The 16,885-nt window shown below is 69.8% G+C and carries 17 protein-coding genes and 2 tRNA genes; 12 read left to right on the plus strand and 7 right to left on the minus strand.

The genetic code is table 11. The annotated features are described in order from the left end of the window. The first annotated feature begins 130 nt into the window (after nt 1–130). The 5 genes from ACFQPD_RS07530 (at nt 131) to dhaK (ending at nt 5,309) form a co-directional block, all read left to right on the plus strand. Nucleotides 131–1,894 (plus strand): LuxR C-terminal-related transcriptional regulator, encoded by a 1,764-nt coding sequence (locus ACFQPD_RS07530; protein ID WP_385899836.1) that lies wholly within the window; start codon nt 131–133, stop codon nt 1,892–1,894. Nucleotides 1,895–1,995: 101 nt separating this feature from the next. Beyond that, complete coding sequence (locus tag ACFQPD_RS07535) at nt 1,996–2,853, plus strand: class II fructose-bisphosphate aldolase (protein ID WP_385899837.1); 858 nt, start codon at nt 1,996–1,998, stop codon at nt 2,851–2,853. Nucleotides 2,854–2,856: 3 nt separating this feature from the next. Further along, entirely contained in the window at nt 2,857–3,630 is a 774-nt protein-coding gene (locus tag ACFQPD_RS07540; protein ID WP_385899838.1) for an HAD-IA family hydrolase, read from the plus strand. A gap of 2 nt (nt 3,631–3,632) precedes the next feature. Further along, nucleotides 3,633–4,268 (plus strand): dihydroxyacetone kinase subunit DhaL, encoded by a 636-nt coding sequence (gene dhaL, locus ACFQPD_RS07545; RefSeq protein ID WP_385899839.1) that lies wholly within the window; start codon nt 3,633–3,635, stop codon nt 4,266–4,268. Between the two features lie 45 nt (nt 4,269–4,313). Next, entirely contained in the window at nt 4,314–5,309 is a 996-nt protein-coding gene (gene dhaK / locus ACFQPD_RS07550) for a dihydroxyacetone kinase subunit DhaK (RefSeq protein WP_385899841.1), read from the plus strand. A 340-nt stretch (nt 5,310–5,649) separates the two neighbouring features. Here dhaK and ACFQPD_RS07555 read toward each other — a convergent pair whose 3' ends face one another. After that, entirely contained in the window at nt 5,650–6,366 is a 717-nt protein-coding gene (locus tag ACFQPD_RS07555) for a TetR/AcrR family transcriptional regulator (protein ID WP_385899842.1), read from the minus strand. Here ACFQPD_RS07555 and ACFQPD_RS07560 point away from each other — a divergent pair. From ACFQPD_RS07560 to ACFQPD_RS07580, 5 genes are all read left to right on the plus strand, one after another. Further along, the gene (locus ACFQPD_RS07560) at nt 6,350–6,709 is read left to right on the plus strand and encodes a DsrE family protein (protein ID WP_385899844.1); all 360 of its coding nucleotides are present in this window, start codon (nt 6,350–6,352) and stop codon (nt 6,707–6,709) included. The genes ACFQPD_RS07555 and ACFQPD_RS07560 overlap by 17 nt on opposite strands. A gap of 216 nt (nt 6,710–6,925) precedes the next feature. Beyond that, nucleotides 6,926–7,825 carry a hypothetical protein gene (locus tag ACFQPD_RS07565; protein ID WP_385899846.1) on the plus strand — a complete coding sequence of 300 codons (900 nt, stop codon included), beginning with the start codon at nt 6,926–6,928 and terminating at the stop codon, nt 7,823–7,825. Between the two features lie 60 nt (nt 7,826–7,885). Further along, a complete protein-coding gene (locus ACFQPD_RS07570) occupies nt 7,886–8,143 on the plus strand; it encodes a type II toxin-antitoxin system Phd/YefM family antitoxin (protein ID WP_182784931.1) in 258 nt (85 codons plus the stop codon). 1 nt (nt 8,144) lies between these two features. Further along, nucleotides 8,145–8,402, plus strand: a complete 258-nt coding sequence (locus ACFQPD_RS07575) for a Txe/YoeB family addiction module toxin (RefSeq protein WP_385899847.1) — start codon at nt 8,145–8,147, stop codon at nt 8,400–8,402. Between the two features lie 536 nt (nt 8,403–8,938). After that, entirely contained in the window at nt 8,939–9,073 is a 135-nt protein-coding gene (locus ACFQPD_RS07580) for a hypothetical protein (RefSeq protein ID WP_385899848.1), read from the plus strand. 645 nt (nt 9,074–9,718) lie between these two features. On the opposite strand, the gene ACFQPD_RS07585 is transcribed toward ACFQPD_RS07580, so the two are convergent. Further along, on the minus strand, nt 9,719–10,642 hold the full coding sequence (locus ACFQPD_RS07585; RefSeq protein ID WP_385899849.1) for a LysR family transcriptional regulator: 924 nt from the start codon (nt 10,640–10,642) through the stop codon (nt 9,719–9,721). Between the two features lie 70 nt (nt 10,643–10,712). Here ACFQPD_RS07585 and ACFQPD_RS07590 point away from each other — a divergent pair, with 70 nt between their 5' ends. Beyond that, nucleotides 10,713–11,711, plus strand: coding sequence for a YeiH family protein (locus ACFQPD_RS07590; protein WP_385899850.1), 999 nt, complete (start codon nt 10,713–10,715; stop codon nt 11,709–11,711). 510 nt (nt 11,712–12,221) lie between these two features. Here the strand turns inward: ACFQPD_RS07590 and ACFQPD_RS07595 are convergent. From ACFQPD_RS07595 to leuC, 3 genes are all read right to left on the minus strand, one after another. After that, nucleotides 12,222–13,487 carry an MFS transporter gene (locus ACFQPD_RS07595; protein ID WP_385899852.1) on the minus strand — a complete coding sequence of 422 codons (1,266 nt, stop codon included), beginning with the start codon at nt 13,485–13,487 and terminating at the stop codon, nt 12,222–12,224. A gap of 84 nt (nt 13,488–13,571) precedes the next feature. Next, on the minus strand, nt 13,572–14,189 hold the full coding sequence (leuD, locus tag ACFQPD_RS07600; protein ID WP_385899853.1) for a 3-isopropylmalate dehydratase small subunit: 618 nt from the start codon (nt 14,187–14,189) through the stop codon (nt 13,572–13,574). A 13-nt stretch (nt 14,190–14,202) separates the two neighbouring features. Further along, complete coding sequence (gene leuC, locus ACFQPD_RS07605; protein ID WP_385899854.1) at nt 14,203–15,606, minus strand: 3-isopropylmalate dehydratase large subunit; 1,404 nt, start codon at nt 15,604–15,606, stop codon at nt 14,203–14,205. A gap of 108 nt (nt 15,607–15,714) precedes the next feature. Between leuC and ACFQPD_RS07610 the strand changes: the two genes are divergently transcribed. After that, a complete protein-coding gene (locus ACFQPD_RS07610; RefSeq protein WP_068750238.1) occupies nt 15,715–16,440 on the plus strand; it encodes an IclR family transcriptional regulator in 726 nt (241 codons plus the stop codon). A gap of 76 nt (nt 16,441–16,516) precedes the next feature. Here ACFQPD_RS07610 and ACFQPD_RS07615 read toward each other — a convergent pair. Next, nucleotides 16,517–16,589 (minus strand) — tRNA-Glu (locus ACFQPD_RS07615). Nucleotides 16,590–16,618: 29 nt separating this feature from the next. After that, a tRNA-Gln gene (locus ACFQPD_RS07620) sits at nt 16,619–16,690 on the minus strand. Nucleotides 16,691–16,885: the final 195 nt, after the last annotated feature.

A 16,885-nucleotide genomic window follows, 5' to 3' on the forward strand; every position in this document is an offset into this window, starting at 1 on the left:
ACTCCTCCACGATTGAGGACCGGCCGTCATGACGAGCGAGCGGCACCATGGTCCACCAGCCGTCGGCGAACGCCCCTACGTGCAGCGGACCCGCGTAGACTGACACGATCCCCTGATCACCAGGAGCGCAATGAGGCACCCGGAGCAGCGTGACCTGGCGTCGCTGGACACCCTCAGCCGCGTCGCCAACGACCTGGCTGGCGAGTTCCGGCTGGAGCCACTGCTGGAACTCATCCTGCGCAGTTCGGTCACGCTGTTGGGATGTGAGAGCGGCTCCCTCTGCCTCGTGGAGCCGCACACCCACACCTACCGCAAGCAGATCGACATGCAGGCGGGATGCCAAGCAGGGCGGGTGTTCCCGCTCGACGAGGGAGTGACGGGCGCCGTCGCTCGCGCGGGACGGCCGGTCACCTTCCGCCACTACGCCGACGTACCCGGTGGCCACGTGTCCGCCGACAGCCCGCTGTACAACAGGTCGGTGATCGGCGTCCCCATCCGCCTCAGATCGGACCTGCTCGGCTCCCTCGTCGTCTTCGCCCCAGACGATGAGCACTGCTTCGGCGAAGCCGACGCCCAACTCCTGCAACGCTTCGCCACCCACGCGGCCATCGCCATGGCCAATGCCCGCCTACACGCCGAGGCGGCGGACCGCGCGAAGGCGGCCGCGGTGTGGGCCGAGCGGGAGCGCTCGATGCTCGACGTCCACGACGCCCTCGGGCGCGGGCTCGCCACGGTGCTGCTGGAGTTGGCCCACGCGGAAGAGCTGGCCCTCGCGGAGCAACCGGTGGGCGCCGCCCTGAAGGCGGTGCGGCGAGAGGTGGAGTGGGTGCTGCGCGACGGTCGGCGCGCGGTCTGGGGACTGCCAGATTCGTTCGACGGCCGCTCGGTCGAGGAGGCGTTGGCGCTGGAACTGGAGTGGACCGAGGCCATCGCCGGGGTGGCGACGTCGTTCCGCACCTTCGGCGACCCGCAGCCACTGCGCCCCGAGGTGGCCACTCAGCTGGTGCGGATCGTCAAGGAGAGCCTCACCAACGTCGCCCAGCACGCCGATGCTCGCACCGTCCGGCTCGGGCTGGTCTACCTGAGCGAGGGAGTGGCCGTCATCGTCGAGGACGACGGCCGAGGGTTCGATCCCCATGACCGCAGCGGCACCGGCATGGGCCTGTCCGGGCTGGTCTCCCGCGCCACCCAGATGGGCGGGCGCGTGCACCTTGACTCGACGCCCGGCTGGGGCACCCGCGTCCGGGCGGACCTGCCCTACCGCGCCGCCCCCGAGGTGGCCGATGCCGCCAGGCTGCGGGTGGTGGTGGTCCATGACCAGCCGGCGCTCCGGGCCGGCGTCGTGCGGCTTCTCGACCTCGGCGAGCCCGGTGTCCAAGTGGTGGCGGAGATCGCCGAGCCCCGCGCCGCGGCCGATGCGGTGAGGTTGCTGGCGCCCGACGTCGTGCTGGCCGGGAGCCGTGTCTGCCGCACCGACGGCGCGGGGCTGATCACGGAGCTGCGCCAGGTGGACCCCGAACTTCCGGTGGTGGTGCTGCTCGACGACGACGGAGACCAGGCAATGCGCGAGTTCAGCGCCGACGGGGTGAAGTGCATAGTGCCCCGCGACGCGGACGGCACCGCGCTCGGCAGGGCCGTCGTGGCCGCCGCTCAGGGCGACGTGCTGGTGTTCAGCGGCATCCTCGAGCAACTGGACCAGCGGCCCACGCCGGCGAGGCCCAACCGCCTGACCGCGCGGGAACACGAGGTGTTGGAGTTGCTGCGCGAAGGGCTCGCGGACAAGCAGATCGCCACTCGGCTGCAGATCTCGGTGAAGACCGTGGAGAAACACGTCGGTTCGGTGCTGCGCAAGAACGGCGTGCACAGCCGCACCGAGCTCCTGGTGCAGGCCTGACCCCACCAGGCCCCCCATACAGGGGTGGGGGAACTCCCCATATCGCCTAGCCGCGCCGCTGCCTAGGGTGAGAGGACCGCCTGTTCTACCCAGGAGCAACGATGCCCACCACTTCTCTGCCCGAGATCCTTGCGCCGGCCTTCAAGGAGCGCTACGGCGTGCCCGCCATCAACGTGTTCAACGAGCTGAGCATGGCCAGCGTGCTGGCCGGTGCGGTGGAAGCGCGTTCCCCGCTGATCGTGCAGACGTCGGTCAAGACGGTCAAACAGGTCGGCGCGCCGGTGCTGTTCGCGATCTGGGAGTCGCTCACGAGGAACATCGACATCCCTGTGGCGCTGCACCTCGACCACTGCCCGGACCGCGCAGTGATCACCGAGTGCCTGGAGACGGGGTGGGACGCGGTGCTGTTCGACGCGCACGAGTTGCCGGTGGAGGAGAACCAGCGCCAGACAATCGAGGTGGTGGCCGAGGCGCGGCGTCACGGGGCCGCCGTCGAAGGCGAGATCGAAGCCATCATGGGCGTCGAGGACGGGCTCGGCAGTGATGCCCCCAGCGAACGGCAGACCCTAGACGTGCAGCTGCGCTACCTCGAGGCGACGGGAGTGGACGTGTTCGCGCCCGCGCTGGGGAATGCGCACGGCGCCTACAAGACAGCCCCGGTCCTGGACTTCGAACGCGTCAGCGCCATCGTCGAAGCCCACCCGGTGCCGATCGCGCTGCACGGCGGCAGCGGGCTCTCTGACGATCAGTTCCGGGAGATGATCGCGCGCGGGTGCGCGAAGGTGAACATCTCCACCGCTCTCAAGCACGCGTTCATGAAGTCCGGCCTGGAGTACCTGAAGGAGTGCGAGAGCAAGGACAAGTGGGAACCCGTCAAGCTCTTCGACGTGCAGGCCGACGCCATGCGCAAGCTCGCCATCGACATGGCCACCATCTTCGGAAGCGCCGGGAAGGCCTGAGCGATGACCGCCCTCATCTTCGACTGCGACGGCGTGCTCGCCGACACCGAGCGCGACGGACACCTGCCCGCGTTCAACCAGACCTTCCGGGAGTTCGGCCTCCCGATCACCTGGTCCCAGGAGCGCTACGGCGAACTCCTCGAGATCGGCGGCGGGAAGGAACGCATGGCCAGCGAGATCACCCCCGAGTTCGCCGCGGAACACGGCCGCGCCGGCGAGGAGGCCCGCGCTGAGCTGATCGGTCAGCTCCACAAGCGCAAGTCGGCCCTCTTCCAGGAACGGGCCCGCGCGGGTGAGCTGCCCGCCCGGCCGGGGATCCACCGCATCATCACGGAAGCGCTCGCCGAGGGCTGGACTGTCGCCGTCGCCTCCACCTCCGCTGAGCCGTCGGTGCGTGCCGTGCTGGAGCACGCCGTCGGCGCGGAGGCAGCTGCGAAGTGTCACGTCTTCGCCGGCGACATCGTCGCTCACAAGAAGCCGGCGCCGGACATCTACCTGAAGGTCCTCAATGACCTGGCGTTGGACCCGGCCGACTGCCTGGTGGTCGAGGACAGCGGCATCGGCTGCGCGTCGGCACTCGCCGCCGGCCTCACCACGCTGGTCACCATCAGCACCTACACCCACAGCGACGACTTCACCGGAGCGGTCCGCGTGGTGGAGCACCTTGGGGATCCGGGTAACCCGGTCCCCGCCACCAACTCGGCGGGCGATCTCGGGGGGCGCATCGTCGAGCTCTCCGACATCGTCCGCCTCATCCCCACCACCGAGAAGGAGTAGCAATGCCGGGCACCATCGCCGACGTCGAGCGCGTCGTCCACACCCTCGCGGAAGCCATCTGTGAGAACGAGAAGTATTTCGGTGAACTGGACGCGGTCGTCGGCGACGGCGACTTCGGCTACTCACTCGCCCGCGGATTCGAGATCGTCCTGGAGAAGTGGGACGAGTTCGACCGGACCGACCCCGGAGTGCTCATCACCAAGGTCGCGATGGCATTCTCGGCGCGTGTCGGGGGCACCTCCGGACCGATCTGGGGCACTGCCTTCCTCCGGATGGGAAGCGCCCTGAAAGGCTCCGACGAGTTCACCGCCGCCGACGTGGTGCGCGGGCTGCGCGCCGCCGTCGAAGGGATCAAGGCCAGAGGCCACGCTGAGCTAGGAGAGAAGACCCTCCTCGACGCCCTGTCCCCCGCCATCGACACGTTGGAGGCCGAGATCGAGAAGGGGGCCACGGCCGCCGCGGCGATGCGTGCGTTCGCCGACACCGCACGACGCGAGGCCGAAGCCACCGCGCAACTGCAGGCCCGCCGCGGCCGCGCCAGCTACACCGGAGAACGCAGCATCGGATCCGTGGACGCGGGGGCGATGGCTATCGCCGTCCTCGCCGAGCGGCTCGCCGACACCTGGCCCACCGACTGACTCAGAACCACACCACCACCAGCAGCCACCAGCAAAGGGGAGACAATGAAGAAGTTCGTCAACGATCCGAAGCAGTTCGTTCCCGAGATGCTCAAGGGAATCGCGCTCGCCAACCCGGACACGATCAAGTACGTACCTGAGTACAACCTGATCATGCGCGCTGACGCGCCCACCAACAATAAGGTCAGCATCGTCCAGGGCTCCGGCTCCGGCCACGAGCCCGCGCACGTGATGGTGGTGGGCAAGGGAATGCTCGACGCCGCGTGCCCCGGTGACGTGTTCTCGGCCCCACCGGCCGACTACGTCTACGAGACCGCCAAGCTCCTCGCCTCTGACAAGGGCGTCCTGCTGTTGGTCAACAACTACACCGGTGACCGGATGGCCTTCGAGATGGCACAGGAAATGGCCGAGGCCGACGGCGTGACCTGCGACACCTTGTTCATCGACGACGACGTCGCCGTGCAGGACTCGCTCTACACCGTCGGACGGCGCGGCGTGGCCGGCAACTTCTTCGTCATGAAGGCGTGCGGTGCGCTGGCCGAGGAGGGCGCGAGCCTGGCCGAGGTGAAGGCGATCGGTGAGAAGGTCAACGCCGTGACACGCACGATGGGCGTCGCGCTCACCGCGTGCACCCCGCCGGCCAAGGGTGAGCCGCTGTTCCAGCTCGGAGACGACGAGATGGAACTCGGTGTCGGCATCCACGGCGAGCCGGGCCGTCGTCGCGCGAAGCTCGTCTCTGCCGATGAGATCGTCGAGGAGATGCTGGATGCAATCGTGCCCGACCTGCCCTACGAGTCCGGCGACCGCGTCGCGTTGATGGTCAACGGCCTGGGCGGCACCCCGATCAGCGAGCTGTACCTGCTCTACGGCATCGCCGCGGAGAAGCTCCAGGCCAAGGGCCTGACCATTGCCCGCAACTACGTCGGCGAGTACTGCACCTCCCTGGAGATGGCCGGCGCATCGATCACCCTGGTGAAGCTCGACGATGAGATCGAGCGCCTGCTAGACGCACCAGCGGAGATTGTGAACCGAATCTTCTGATCCCCCTGGCTCGCCTCTAGCCGCCGTTCGTTCCTCGCGGGCTGCCCAGCAAGGCAGCCACGCGAGGAACGGGCGCATGCCGCGACAATGACCGCCACCTGAGACCACGAAGGAGGGGCACCAGACATCCTCTGGTGCCCCTCCTCAGTACGTCGGCCCTACTCGGAAGTGCAGGGCTTGCCGTCAACCGTGAACAGACACGGCTCCGTCGCACCACCCTTGGCGGAGACCACCACCGACGGTGCGCTCAAGGTGACTTCACATCGACGCCGCCCAGCTCCCGAGGGACCCTGACCCTGCAATGACCGGGTCGTCTGGACGCGTCCGGTCAGCCGATGAGTCAGGCTTGGGGCGCCACACCATGGCCCAGCCGGCGAAACAGCACGTGCTCGGCGAGGTCGAGGACCCCGGCGTCGCCCGTCAGCACGAAGCCCGCGCTGGCGGCGAGGAACTGCCCGTTGATTTCGAAGGCCAGCGCCCTGGGGTCCTCGCCCCGGAGGTGGCCCTCGCCCTGGGCGGCGATGACGAGCTCGGCGAAGAGTCCGGTGAGGCGCCGCTGGAAATCGGCAATCGCCTTTCGCACTGGCCCGGGCCGGCTCCCCATCTCAAGGGCGGCGCTGGCGAAGAAGCAGCCGCCCGGGAAGACCCGATCGCGCAGATGCTGGAGGTACCGATCGCAGAGCGCCAGGAGCTTCTCGTGCGCGGAGGGCGCGGACATCGCCGGGGTCACCACCACGTCGTCGAAGATTCTTGCGGCCTCCGCCACGGTGGCGAGCTGGAGCTCCACCTTGGAGCCGAAGTGCGCATACAACCCGCTCTTGCTCATGTGCAGCTCAGCGGCCAAGCCGCCGATGGTGAGGCCGTCGATCCCCTCGACCGATGCCAGCCGCGCTGCGGTCTGCAGGATTGCGGCTCTGGTGCGACGCCCGTCAGCGCGGAGTGCACGGACCGGCGGGGGGGACGACTCTGGGTTCACCCTTGACAAGTTAGCACGAACGATCGTACTTTTTTCCCGGGACACGTCGCCAAAGGAGGCGCTCATGAACAAGGCAGCCATCTCCCTGACCACGGGGCTGGAGGACGCCGAGAAGGTCACTGTGGCATTCCTCGTCGCCGTCGGAGCCGCAGAAGCCGGCCGGGAGACCCTGATGTTCCTCACCAAGGAAGCGGTCCGGCTGGCGGTGTCAGGGTTCGCCCGAGCCACCGCCTGCGACGGCTGCCCTCCGCTGACCGATCTCATGGACCGCTACGCCGCAGCTGGCGGTCGCTACATCGCGTGCGATGTGTGCGTAAAAGCCAAGGCCATCGACGCCGGCACGCTGCTGCCCAACGCAGAAGTGGCAGGAACGGTGCAGCTGTGGGAATGGATCGGCGAGGGCGCCACCACCTTCAGCTTCTAGTTGGGCGGGGGGACGAAACCATCCCCTTGCCCCTAGTACCAGGCGGGCGTCGCCGGTCAGACCGCGCGGCCCAGAGCTCTGCCGTCCGGGGCGAGCGGACCGAACCGCCGCCCCGCGGGATGTCGTCGTGTCAGGCGATTAGCGGACGCCCCTGGCGACACCGACCTATGCTCGGAAGACACACGACTGTGCATGGCGGTGATTGCTGTGAAGACGATGACACGGCTGACAGAGGCCTACCGAGATGCCCGCGTCGAGCTCATCGACGACACCTCCCGCTACGTCATCATGAGCGACTGCCACCGCGGGGACGGCTCCAAATCCGACGAGTTCCTTAAGAACAAGAACTCGTTCACCGCCGCACTCGACTACTACTGGAAGAACAACTTCACCTACGTGGAGGCCGGCGACGGCGACGAACTCTGGGAGCACGACTTCAAGCACATCATCCGAGCCAACCGCGCCGTGTGGGAGCACCTGCTCCGGTTCCACCACTCGGGCAGGATGATCCGGATGTGGGGCAACCACGACCTCGACCTGAGAGAGCCCAGCTACGTCCGCCGATTTCTGTGGACGGCCAAGAACGCGGAGAGCGGCGAGATCGAGCCGTTCTTCGACGGCTTGGAGCCCGTGGAGGCGGTCGTGTTCCGGCACCGGGACACCGGGCAGGATGTCCTGCTCGTGCACGGCCACCAGGGCGACTTCCCCAACGACCAGGTCTGGCGGTTCAGCCGGTTCATGATGCGCGCGTTCTGGAGGTATGCCCACGCGTTCGGGTTCCACAGCCCCACGAGCCCCGTGGCCAACACCGACAAGCGACACAAGGTGGAGCGCAACTACGTGAAGTGGATCCGCCAGAGCGGCATCGCGCTGATCTGCGGCCACACCCATCGCGAGAAGTTCCCGCGCCCGGGCCAGATGCCCTACTTCAACTCCGGCAGCTGCGTCTACCCGTCGCACATCACGGCGCTGGAGATCGAGAACGGCTCCATCGCACTCGTCCGGTGGCGTGTGGACCCCAACGAGGATGCGATCCTGCAGGTGACCCGCCGGGTGGTGGCGGGACCCGAGCCGCTGTCCACGTACGACCTTCGCCGCTCGTCGACGAGCCACTGACCTGGCACTGGTTGCCTGACCTCCGGGAGGGACGTACATTTTTCTGTACAGGAGGCTGCCATGAAGACAATGAGCTACACAGAATCCCGAGCACGATACGCAGAGGTACTCGACTCGGTCGTCAACGACCGCGAAGAGGTGGTCATCACCCGCGCCGGGCACGACCCCGTGGTGATCGTGTCGCTCGACGACTACGAGTCGTTGCGCGAGACCGCCTACCTCATGCGTTCCCCCGCGAACGCCCGCCGGCTGCTGGACGCCATGGAGCGGCTCGAAGCCGGGCGCGGTGAGGCCCACGATCTGATCGAGACCGACTGACGTGCTGCTCGTCTGGGATGAGAACGCCTGGGACGACTACCTCTGGTGGCAGGAGCAGGACCGGAAGCTCCTCAAGCGGATCAATGCGCTCCTTGCTGACATCCAACGCAACGGCAACGAAGGCATCGGTAAACCGGAGGCGCTCAAGCACGATTTCGCTGGCTACCGGTCCAGACGAATCACCGACGAGCACCGCCTCGTCTACAAGATCGCCGGCGACGAGGTCCGGATCGCCGCCTGCCGCTACCACTACGGGTAGCGCAGCACGAGGCGATCCACGTGCCTGTCTGGGGGTCATGGACGGGTTCAACGCGTCTCTGCAGGCGCATTCTGTGGTCGCATGACACCGGTCGTCCGAGAGAGTCCGTGGCGTGGTCTCCGCCACTGATCCCATACGTGTCGGCTAGCGCCATGCCGGGTCCGAAGCTGGCCCAGAAGTAGCCGAACGCCCCCAGCGCCACAAGCGCCAGGTACTGCACCGCGACAATCCGAGCCTCACCGTCGGGCCGCCTCCGTGTGCGCAACAGCAGGCCGACCGCGACGACGGGACCAACCGCCAGGCCGGCCAGGACCAGCGGCGCGCCCATGGACTCCCCCGCCGCGGAGACGTCGGCGTAGATCTGGGAGAGCTCGGCACCGGGCACCGCCGCCAGCGGGTTGAGCACCAGGATCTGGACGGCCGCGAGCAGCGCGTACGCGACCACCACGACGGTGCCGACGACCGCAACGACGACGGGTCGCCGGCGGCGAGACACCTCCGCTGTGTGGCTCATGAAGCGGGCTCCCCTGGTGCCAGTGGTCTCATGCGACGAGAGTAGTTGTCGGCAGCCGAACGAGGAGCACTGGCACGGCGCCACCGCTGACCGGTTCATGGCGCACGTCGCCATCCACGAGGCCGACGACCAGGGCGAGACCGTGAGCCGGGCATAGACAGTGGCCCGCGACGGGCGACCTCGGGCCATCGCCTCCTGACTTTGTTCACTCGACGAACAGGAAAATGAACTAAACAAAATCTAGGGCTGGAGCATGTCACCGACGACGAGTACCGCGCCTGACAGGATGGTGGTGACCCCTCGCTCGAAGGAGTAGGCCACGACCCTTCGAGACGGGCCGCGCCGCTCCGCGGACGGCCCTCCTCAGGGAGCGGGAAACGGACCACGCCGCTCCGCGGACGGCCGTCCTCAGGGAGCGATGGACGGGCCGCGCCGCCCAGGTTGTCGGGCGTCGGTTACCGCTCCCTGAGGGCCCGCCGCCGAAGGCGCGTGGGCGGCGTCCCCCCGCTCCCTGAGGGCCCCACCGCCGAAGGCGCGTGGGCGTCTCGAAGGGTCGTAACCCAGCCTGACACGCGGTCGCACTCGAAGGTGCCGGTCACGACCCTTCGAGACGGGCCGCGCCGCTGCGCGGGCGGCCCTCCTCAGGGAACGGGAAACGAGCCGCGCCGCTGCGCGGGCGGCCCTCCTCAGGGAACGGGAAACGAGCCGCGCCGCTGCGCGGGCGGCCCTCCTCAGGGAACGGCAACACGGACAACGCCGCTGCGCGGACGGCCCTCCTCAGGGACCGGGGGGACGGCCCTCCTCAGGGACCGGTGGAGGTCTGCGTTGACGCGGCCACGTCGACCAGGCGCCCGGCGACGCCGCGCGGGTCCTGGCCCATCCACACCGCGCGCAGCTCCCGCTCGATCTGCCCACCCTCGACGGGGACCGCGAGCACCCGGCCGTCCATGAGCGCGCCGCGGACGGCGTGGTTGCTCAACACGGCGGGGCCGAGCCCAGCGGCAACCGCAGCCACGATGGCGGCGTTGCTCGACAACTGCGCCACAGGGGTGGCGCGCGCCGACACCCCCGCGGACGCGGCCGCCCGGTCCAGGAAGCGACGGGTCCCCGAGCCGGGCTCCCGCTCGACCAGCGGAATGGCGGCCAACTCCGAGACCGTCACCGCCCCGCGACGCTCGGCCCACGGGTGCTCCGGCGGGATGATCACCATCAGCCGGTCGCGGCCCACCAGCCGGCTCGACACGTCGTCGGGCACATCCGGCGACTCGACGAAGCCGACCGTCACCCGCGCGTGACGGACTGCCTCGATCACCGCGTCGGAGTTGAGGATCTCGAGTGAGACGGCGGCGTCGGGGTGTGCGCGCCGCAGCGCGGCGAGCCACACGGGCGCGAGGTACTCGGCGATCGTCATGCTCGCCGCCACCGTCACCGCTCCCCCGGCGGTGGCCGTCACCGCGCCGGCGCCCGCCATGAGCCGGTCCATGGCTTCGACCACCTCCCGCGCCCAGCCCACCACCAGCGCGCCCTCGGGGGTGACGTCGGAGCCGGCCGCGCTGCGCCGCACGACGGCGAAGCCCAGCCGCCGCTCCAGCCCGGCCAGGGCGCGGCTGGCGTTGGACTGCGCCATGCCGATCTCCCGCGCCGCCGCGCCCAGCGATCCGTGCTCGGCGACGGCGACCAGCAGGCGCAGCGCCGGGAGGCCGGGCTCATCGGGAAAGATGGTCATATCGCGATCATATGACCTGCTGCGCTGATCGGGTTACCGGCCGCGCGGCGATCGGGCGCACGGTAGGTGCGTGACCAGCTTCCGCGCCGCCATCCCTGGCCTCGCCGCCTGTCTGGCGGCCGCCGTCGCATCCGTCGCGGTGAGCAGGGTCGTCCCGCTCGCCAGTCCGCTGCTGGTGGCGATCCTCGCCGGGATCGCGTGGCGGACGGCCCGGGGCACGACGGCGTCCTGGGCCTCGGGGGTGGGCGTGGCCGGGCGGCAGCTCCTGCGGGTGGGGATCGTGCTGCTGGGGCTGCAGGTGTCGCTGCTGACCGTGGCCGGGCTCGGCCCCGCGACACTGGTGCTCGTCGCGACGGCGGTGGGCGTCACCTTCGCCGCCACCGCCTGGCTGGGGCGACGCCTCGGGCTTGGCGCCGAGCAGTCGCTGTTGGTGGCCGCGGGCTTCTCGATCTGCGGGGCGGCTGCGGTCGCGGCCGCGGAGGGCGTGACCGACTCCGACAAGGAGGAGGTGGCCACCGCCGTCGCCCTGGTGGTGGTCTTCGGGACGGGGATGATCGTCGCGCTGCCGCTGCTCGCCGCGGTCCTGGAGTTGACTCCGACGGCAGCCGGGCTGTGGATCGGCGCCTCCACGCACGAGGTGGCGCAGGTGGTCGCGGCCGCGGGCCTCGTGGGGGCGGAGTCCCTCGGCGTGGCGGTGACGGTCAAGCTCGCCCGGGTGGCGCTGCTGGCGCCGGTCATGGGGGTCCTCGCGGGCCGGGAGCGGCGCCGGCTGCGCACCCTGCCGGGCGCCGGTGCCCGCGACCTGCGGCTGCCGCCCGTCGTCCCGCTCTTCGTCGTGGGGTTTCTGGCGGCCATGGCCGCACGGACCGTCGGGCTCGTGCCGGAGTCCGCGCTCACGGTCCTGGGCCAGGTCCAGCAGCTCCTGCTGGCCGCGGCGATGTTCGCCCTCGGGCTGGGGGTGGACCTGCGCGCGTTGGCGACCGTGGGGCGACGTCCGCTCCTGCTCGGCGCGACTGCCACGCTCCTCATCGGCTCGATCGGGCTCGCCGGCGCCGTCGCGATCGCCTAGCTGGTCGAAGCGGGGAGCCCGCCCGGGACCGAACGCCTGCGGACACGAACGAAGGCCGAGCATTGATTGATTCAATGCCCGGCCTCCGCAATGTGTTCGGGGGAGGACGGCTCCCGGACTCGAATGGCTCTGAGACCTACCCGTCCGTCTCGGCGGGTGTCGGCGATGATCGTCGGCAATACATCTGGAAACCACTCGACCGCTTCGTCCATCTCTACATCTCCCAGCGGATCTGCTTCGTTGGCTTCTGCGTACCCACCATTAGACGCCTCCCGCGGCACCGGCACAAGAGGCGGAACAGAAGAATCTCCTGAGATTTTCTTACCCTGTCCGGAGTGTCGCTTGACATGCCTCGACACCGCGCCGGCGGGGGCGCACCGGCTCAGAGGGACGCCTCGGGAGGCACGAAGCGGGCCACCTCCGCCAGATCCAGGTCGGCCTCCGGAAGCTCCACGCTTCTCGTCGCTGTTCATGCTGGCGATCAGGAGCCCGAAGCGCTGAGCCGCCTCGTCACGCCCCGGGGGCGGACGGCCGGTGGGTCGCCGCGCCGAGTGCGGCCGCGACCGCGCCCACCGCCGCCAACGCGGGGATGAGCGTGAACGCCAGGTGCACCCCGACGGCGTCCGCCAGCACGCCCAGCACGAACGGCACCACCGCCACCGCGACACCGAGGGACACCATGATCAGCCCCTGCGCCGAGTCCTTCGACCCGCTCGCCGTGGAGAGCATCAGGCTGGCCGCGAACGGATACAGCAGGCCGCAGCCCATCCCGGCGACGGCGAGCCCCAGCACCGCGACCGTCGGGGCGGTCGCCAGCCACAACACGAGCCAGCCGAGCGCGTTGACCCCGAAGGCCGCGACCACCAGCCTGGCCGGCGCCCACCTCGCCGTGAACCACCAGGAAACCAGCCGCGACGTCGCCATCCCGCCGACGAAGGCCGCCGTCGCGGCCGCCGCGACGGCCGTGCCCGCCGACGTGCGCTCCGTGATGAGGGTGAGCGCCCAGAACGTCGTGGCGCTCTCGATGGCCACGCCGAGCAGCGCCGCCAGCAGGAACCACCAGCCCGACGGCGGCAGCTGCCGCATGGCGCGCCGCAGCACTCCCCCACCCGCCGGTCCTGCCTCCGCGGGGCCGGGCCCGGCCGCCGCCGTCCGCGGACCCCGGGGAGTCATGCCGCGCGACGCCGGCATCCGCAGCCAGATCACGATCGCGGCGACACCGAGCGGGACGGTCGACAGCACCACCGGCCGCCAACCGAAGCCCGCCGCGACACTCGCGCCGATCGCCACCGGCCCCAGCAGCCCCACCAGGGTGCCCAGGCCGTTCGCGGTGGTCACGGCGTCCGCCGGGCGCGGCGAGTGATGCACCACGAGCCCGGTCTGCGCCGCCGCGATGGCCATGTTCCCGCCGACGGCCAGCACCACCGTCGCGGTCAGCGTCCCCGGCAGCGACGACAGCAGCGCCAACCCCGCCGCGCCCACCGCCACGAGCGCGGCGCCCAGCACCAGCGCCCCACGCCGCCCGAGCACCCCGACGACGGCGGCCAGCGCCCCACCCGCCAGGGCCGTGCCCGCGGCCATGGCCGTGCCGTGCAGCCCGATCTGGGCTGCGGTGAATCCCACCTCGCGGCCCAGGATCTGGATCACCGGTCCGAACGCGTAGAGCAGCCATCCCCAGAGCAGGAACGCGCCGTACATGCCCAGGCTGAAGCGGTCGAACCGGCGGGGCTCTGTCGCGCTCGCGAGGGCGGTCGGCACGTCATCCGGGAGGGTCACAGTCGAAGTGTAGGGACCGCCGACAGCGACGCGGCGCGGGCACCAGTCTCGCTGATGCCCGCGCCGCGCGTTGTGGGTGACTCGTCAGGCGACGGTGTCGGCCGTCCTGGCCGGCAGCGTCTTCGGCTTGAACGACGGCCGGGTGGCCTCGTAGGCCGCGATGTCGCCCTCGTGCTGCAGCGTCATCGAGATGTCGTCGAGGCCCTCCAGCAGGCGGTGGCGAGTGAAGTCGTCGATCTCGAACGGGATCTGCGTGCCGTCGCCGAGGACGACCCGGCGCTCGACGAGGTCGACCTCGATCTCCTGGCCCGGGTTCGCGTCGATGTAGTCCCAGATCTGGTCCACCGTCTCCTCGGAGACGACACCGACGACGAGGCCGGCCTTGCCGGCGTTGTTGCGGAAGATGTCGCCGAAGCGGGCCCCGATGATCGCCTTGAAGCCGTAGTTCTGCAGCGCCCACACGGCGTGCTCACGCGACGAGCCGGTGCCGAAGTCCGGGCCCGGCACCAGGATGGAACCGTTGCGGAACGCGTCCTGGTTCAGCACGAACTCGGGGTCGTTGCGCCAGGCGGCGAACAGGCCGTCCTCGAAGCCGGTGCGGGTGATCCGCTTGAGGTAGACGGCGGGGATGATCTGGTCGGTGTCGACGTTGCTGCGGCGCAGCGGCACGGGCACGCCGACGTGACGGGAAAACTTCTCCATGATGCGGGTCTCCTCAGGCTGAGAGGTCGGCGGGGGCGGACAGGTGGCCGGTGATGGCGGTGGCGGCGGCGACCGGCGGCGACACCAGGTGCGTGCGGCCGCCCTTGCCCTGGCGGCCTTCGAAGTTGCGGTTCGACGTCGACGCCGCCCGCTCACCCGGCTGCAGCTGGTCGGGGTTCATGCCGAGGCACATCGAGCAGCCGGCGGCGCGCCACTCGGCGCCGAAGTCCAGGAACACCTTGTCCAGGCCCTCGGACTCCGCCTGGAGCCGCACCCGGGCCGAGCCCGGCACGACCAGCATGCGCACGCCGTCGGCGATGCGGCGGCCCTTGAGCACCGACGCGGCCAGGCGCAGGTCCTCGATGCGGCCGTTGGTGCAGGAGCCCAGGAAGACGGTGTCGACCTTGATGTCGCGCATCGGGGTGCCCGGCGTCAGGTCCATGTACTCCAGCGCGCGGCGGGCCGTGGCCTGCTCGACGTCGGACTCGAAGTCCTCCGGGTTCGGGACGACGGCGCCCAGCGGCACGCCGTGGCCCGGGTTGGTGCCCCAGGTGACGAAGGGGGTGAGCTGAGTGGCGTCGATGTCGACCTCGACGTCGAACGTCGCGTCGTCGTCGGTGCGCAGCGTCTTCCAGTACTCGACGGCGGCGTCCCACTCCTCGCCCTCCGGCGCGTGCGGCCGGCCCTTGAGGTAGGCGAAGGTCGTCTCGTCGGGGGCCATCATGCCCGCCTTGGCGCCCCACTCGATGGACATGTTGCAGATCGTCATGCGGCCCTCCATCGAGAGCGCCTCGACGGTGGAGCCGCGGTACTCGACGATGTAGCCCTGGCCGCCGCCGGTGCCGACCTTCGCGATCAGCGCCAGCACGACGTCCTTGGCGGTGACGCCGTCGGGCAGCTCGCCGTTGATGTTGACCGCCATGGTCTTGGGCTTCTTCTGCGGCAGCGTCTGGGTGGCCAGCACGTGCTCCACCTCGGAGGTGCCGATGCCGAAGGCCAGCGCGCCGAACGCGCCGTGGGTGGAGGTGTGCGAGTCGCCGCAGACGATCGTCATGCCCGGCTGGGTGACGCCCAGCTGGGGGCCGATGATGTGCACGACGCCCTGGTCGCGGTCACCCAGCGAGTGGATGCGGACCCCGAAGTCCTTGGCGTTCTGCCGCAGCGTCTCAACCTGCTTGCGCGAGGTGGGCTCGGCGATGGGCTTGAGGATGTCGAGGGTGGGGGTGTTGTGGTCCTCGGTGGCCAGGGTCAGGTCCGGCCGGCGGACGGGGCGGCCCGCGAGCCGCAGCCCCTCGAACGCCTGCGGGCTGGTCACCTCGTGGACCAGATGCAGGTCGATGTAGAGCAGATCAGGCTCTCCCTCGGCCGTGCGGACGACGTGCGCGTCCCATACCTTCTCGCTCAGGGTCTTGCCCATGGGTCCTCTTCTCGACAAACGATGCCTTCAAAAGCTGCGTCAAGTATGTCCGAGGACACGCGCGGATCCAGTTTGCATGTCCACAATGTGGATTGTTAATCTCACGATATGGACGATACAAGTGGCGTCGGCGTACTCGACAAAGCGGCCGCCGTGCTGGCCGCCCTGGAGCGCAATCCCCTGACCCTCGCGGGGCTGGTCTCGGCCACCGGCCTCGCCCGCCCCACCGCTCACCGCCTGGCGGTGGCCCTCGAGCATCACCGGCTGGTCGGGCGCGACCTGCAGGGCCGGTTCGTGCTCGGACCGCGGCTCATCGAGCTGGCCGAGTCGGCCGGCGAGGATCCGCTCCTGGCGACGGCCGGCCCCATCCTGACGCGCCTGCGCGACATCACGGGCGAGTCGGTGCAGATGTTCCGCCGCCAGGGCGACATCCGCATCTGCGTGGCCTCCGTCGAGCGCCCCACGGGCCTGCGCGACACCGTCCCCGTCGGCGCGCAGCTGTCGATGACGGCCGGGTCGGCGGCGCAGGTGCTCCTCGCATGGGAGGAGCCGGAGAAGCTTGAGAAGCTGCTGGAGCACGCGTCGTTCACGATGTCGACACTGCAGAGCGTGCGGCGTCGCGGTTGGGCGCAGTCGGTCGCGGAGCGGGAGGCGGGCGTGGCGTCGGTGTCGGCGCCGGTGCTGGCGCCGTCGGGCAAGCTCATCGCGGCGGTGTCCGTGTCCGGGCCCATCGAGCGGTTGACGCGCTCCCCCGGCCGGCTGCACGCTCCGGCGGTGCTCGCGGCTGCCGAGCGGCTGAGCGAGGTGCTGCGCCGCAGCGGGGCGCCCGAGTGATGTCGCGCTGACCGGCCGACCGGCCGACAACAGCGAAGGTCCCCCAGCCGATATCGACTGGGGGACCTTCTGTTTGTAGCCCCGACGGGATTCGAACCCGCGCTACCGCCTTGAGAGGGCGGCGTGCTAGGCCGCTACACAACGGGGCCCTAGCGAGTGGAAAGCTTAACACCTTCCGCAGGGGTACTAGGACTCGAACCTAGACTGACGGAACCAGAATCCGGCGGGCTGCCAATTACCCCATACCCCTGTGCTACCGGCGAGCCGGGCACGAGTAGGAACAGTACACGATCGCGCTCACGGCCCGCAAACCGGCGAGTTGACTCATCGAAGATGCCCGCGTAGCTGGAGTCGTTGACTCATCTGAAGATGCCCGCGTGGGTCAGACTCGGGGATGGAGTTGACGATGGCGACACGTAGAGCGGTCACGCAGGCTCAGCTGGCG

The organism is Tessaracoccus sp. O5.2, from assembly GCF_964266725.1.
Lineage (GTDB): Bacteria > Actinomycetota > Actinomycetes > Propionibacteriales > Propionibacteriaceae > Arachnia > Arachnia lapidicapta.

Coding starts and splice junctions, on each gene's coding strand:
- ACFQPD_RS07530 (WP_385899836.1), top strand. CDS start 131: ATGAGGCACCCGGAGCAGCGTGACCTGGCGTCGCTGGACACCCTCAGC.
- ACFQPD_RS07535 (WP_385899837.1), top strand. CDS start 1,996: ATGCCCACCACTTCTCTGCCCGAGATCCTTGCGCCGGCCTTCAAGGAG.
- ACFQPD_RS07540 (WP_385899838.1), top strand. CDS start 2,857: ATGACCGCCCTCATCTTCGACTGCGACGGCGTGCTCGCCGACACCGAG.
- dhaL (WP_385899839.1), top strand. CDS start 3,633: ATGCCGGGCACCATCGCCGACGTCGAGCGCGTCGTCCACACCCTCGCG.
- dhaK (WP_385899841.1), top strand. CDS start 4,314: ATGAAGAAGTTCGTCAACGATCCGAAGCAGTTCGTTCCCGAGATGCTC.
- ACFQPD_RS07560 (WP_385899844.1), top strand. CDS start 6,350: ATGAACAAGGCAGCCATCTCCCTGACCACGGGGCTGGAGGACGCCGAG.
- ACFQPD_RS07555 (WP_385899842.1), bottom strand. CDS start 6,366: ATGGCTGCCTTGTTCATGAGCGCCTCCTTTGGCGACGTGTCCCGGGAA.
- ACFQPD_RS07565 (WP_385899846.1), top strand. CDS start 6,926: ATGACACGGCTGACAGAGGCCTACCGAGATGCCCGCGTCGAGCTCATC.
- ACFQPD_RS07570 (WP_182784931.1), top strand. CDS start 7,886: ATGAAGACAATGAGCTACACAGAATCCCGAGCACGATACGCAGAGGTA.
- ACFQPD_RS07585 (WP_385899849.1), bottom strand. CDS start 10,642: ATGACCATCTTTCCCGATGAGCCCGGCCTCCCGGCGCTGCGCCTGCTG.
- leuD (WP_385899853.1), bottom strand. CDS start 14,189: ATGGAGAAGTTTTCCCGTCACGTCGGCGTGCCCGTGCCGCTGCGCCGC.
- leuC (WP_385899854.1), bottom strand. CDS start 15,606: ATGGGCAAGACCCTGAGCGAGAAGGTATGGGACGCGCACGTCGTCCGC.
- ACFQPD_RS07610 (WP_068750238.1), top strand. CDS start 15,715: ATGGACGATACAAGTGGCGTCGGCGTACTCGACAAAGCGGCCGCCGTG.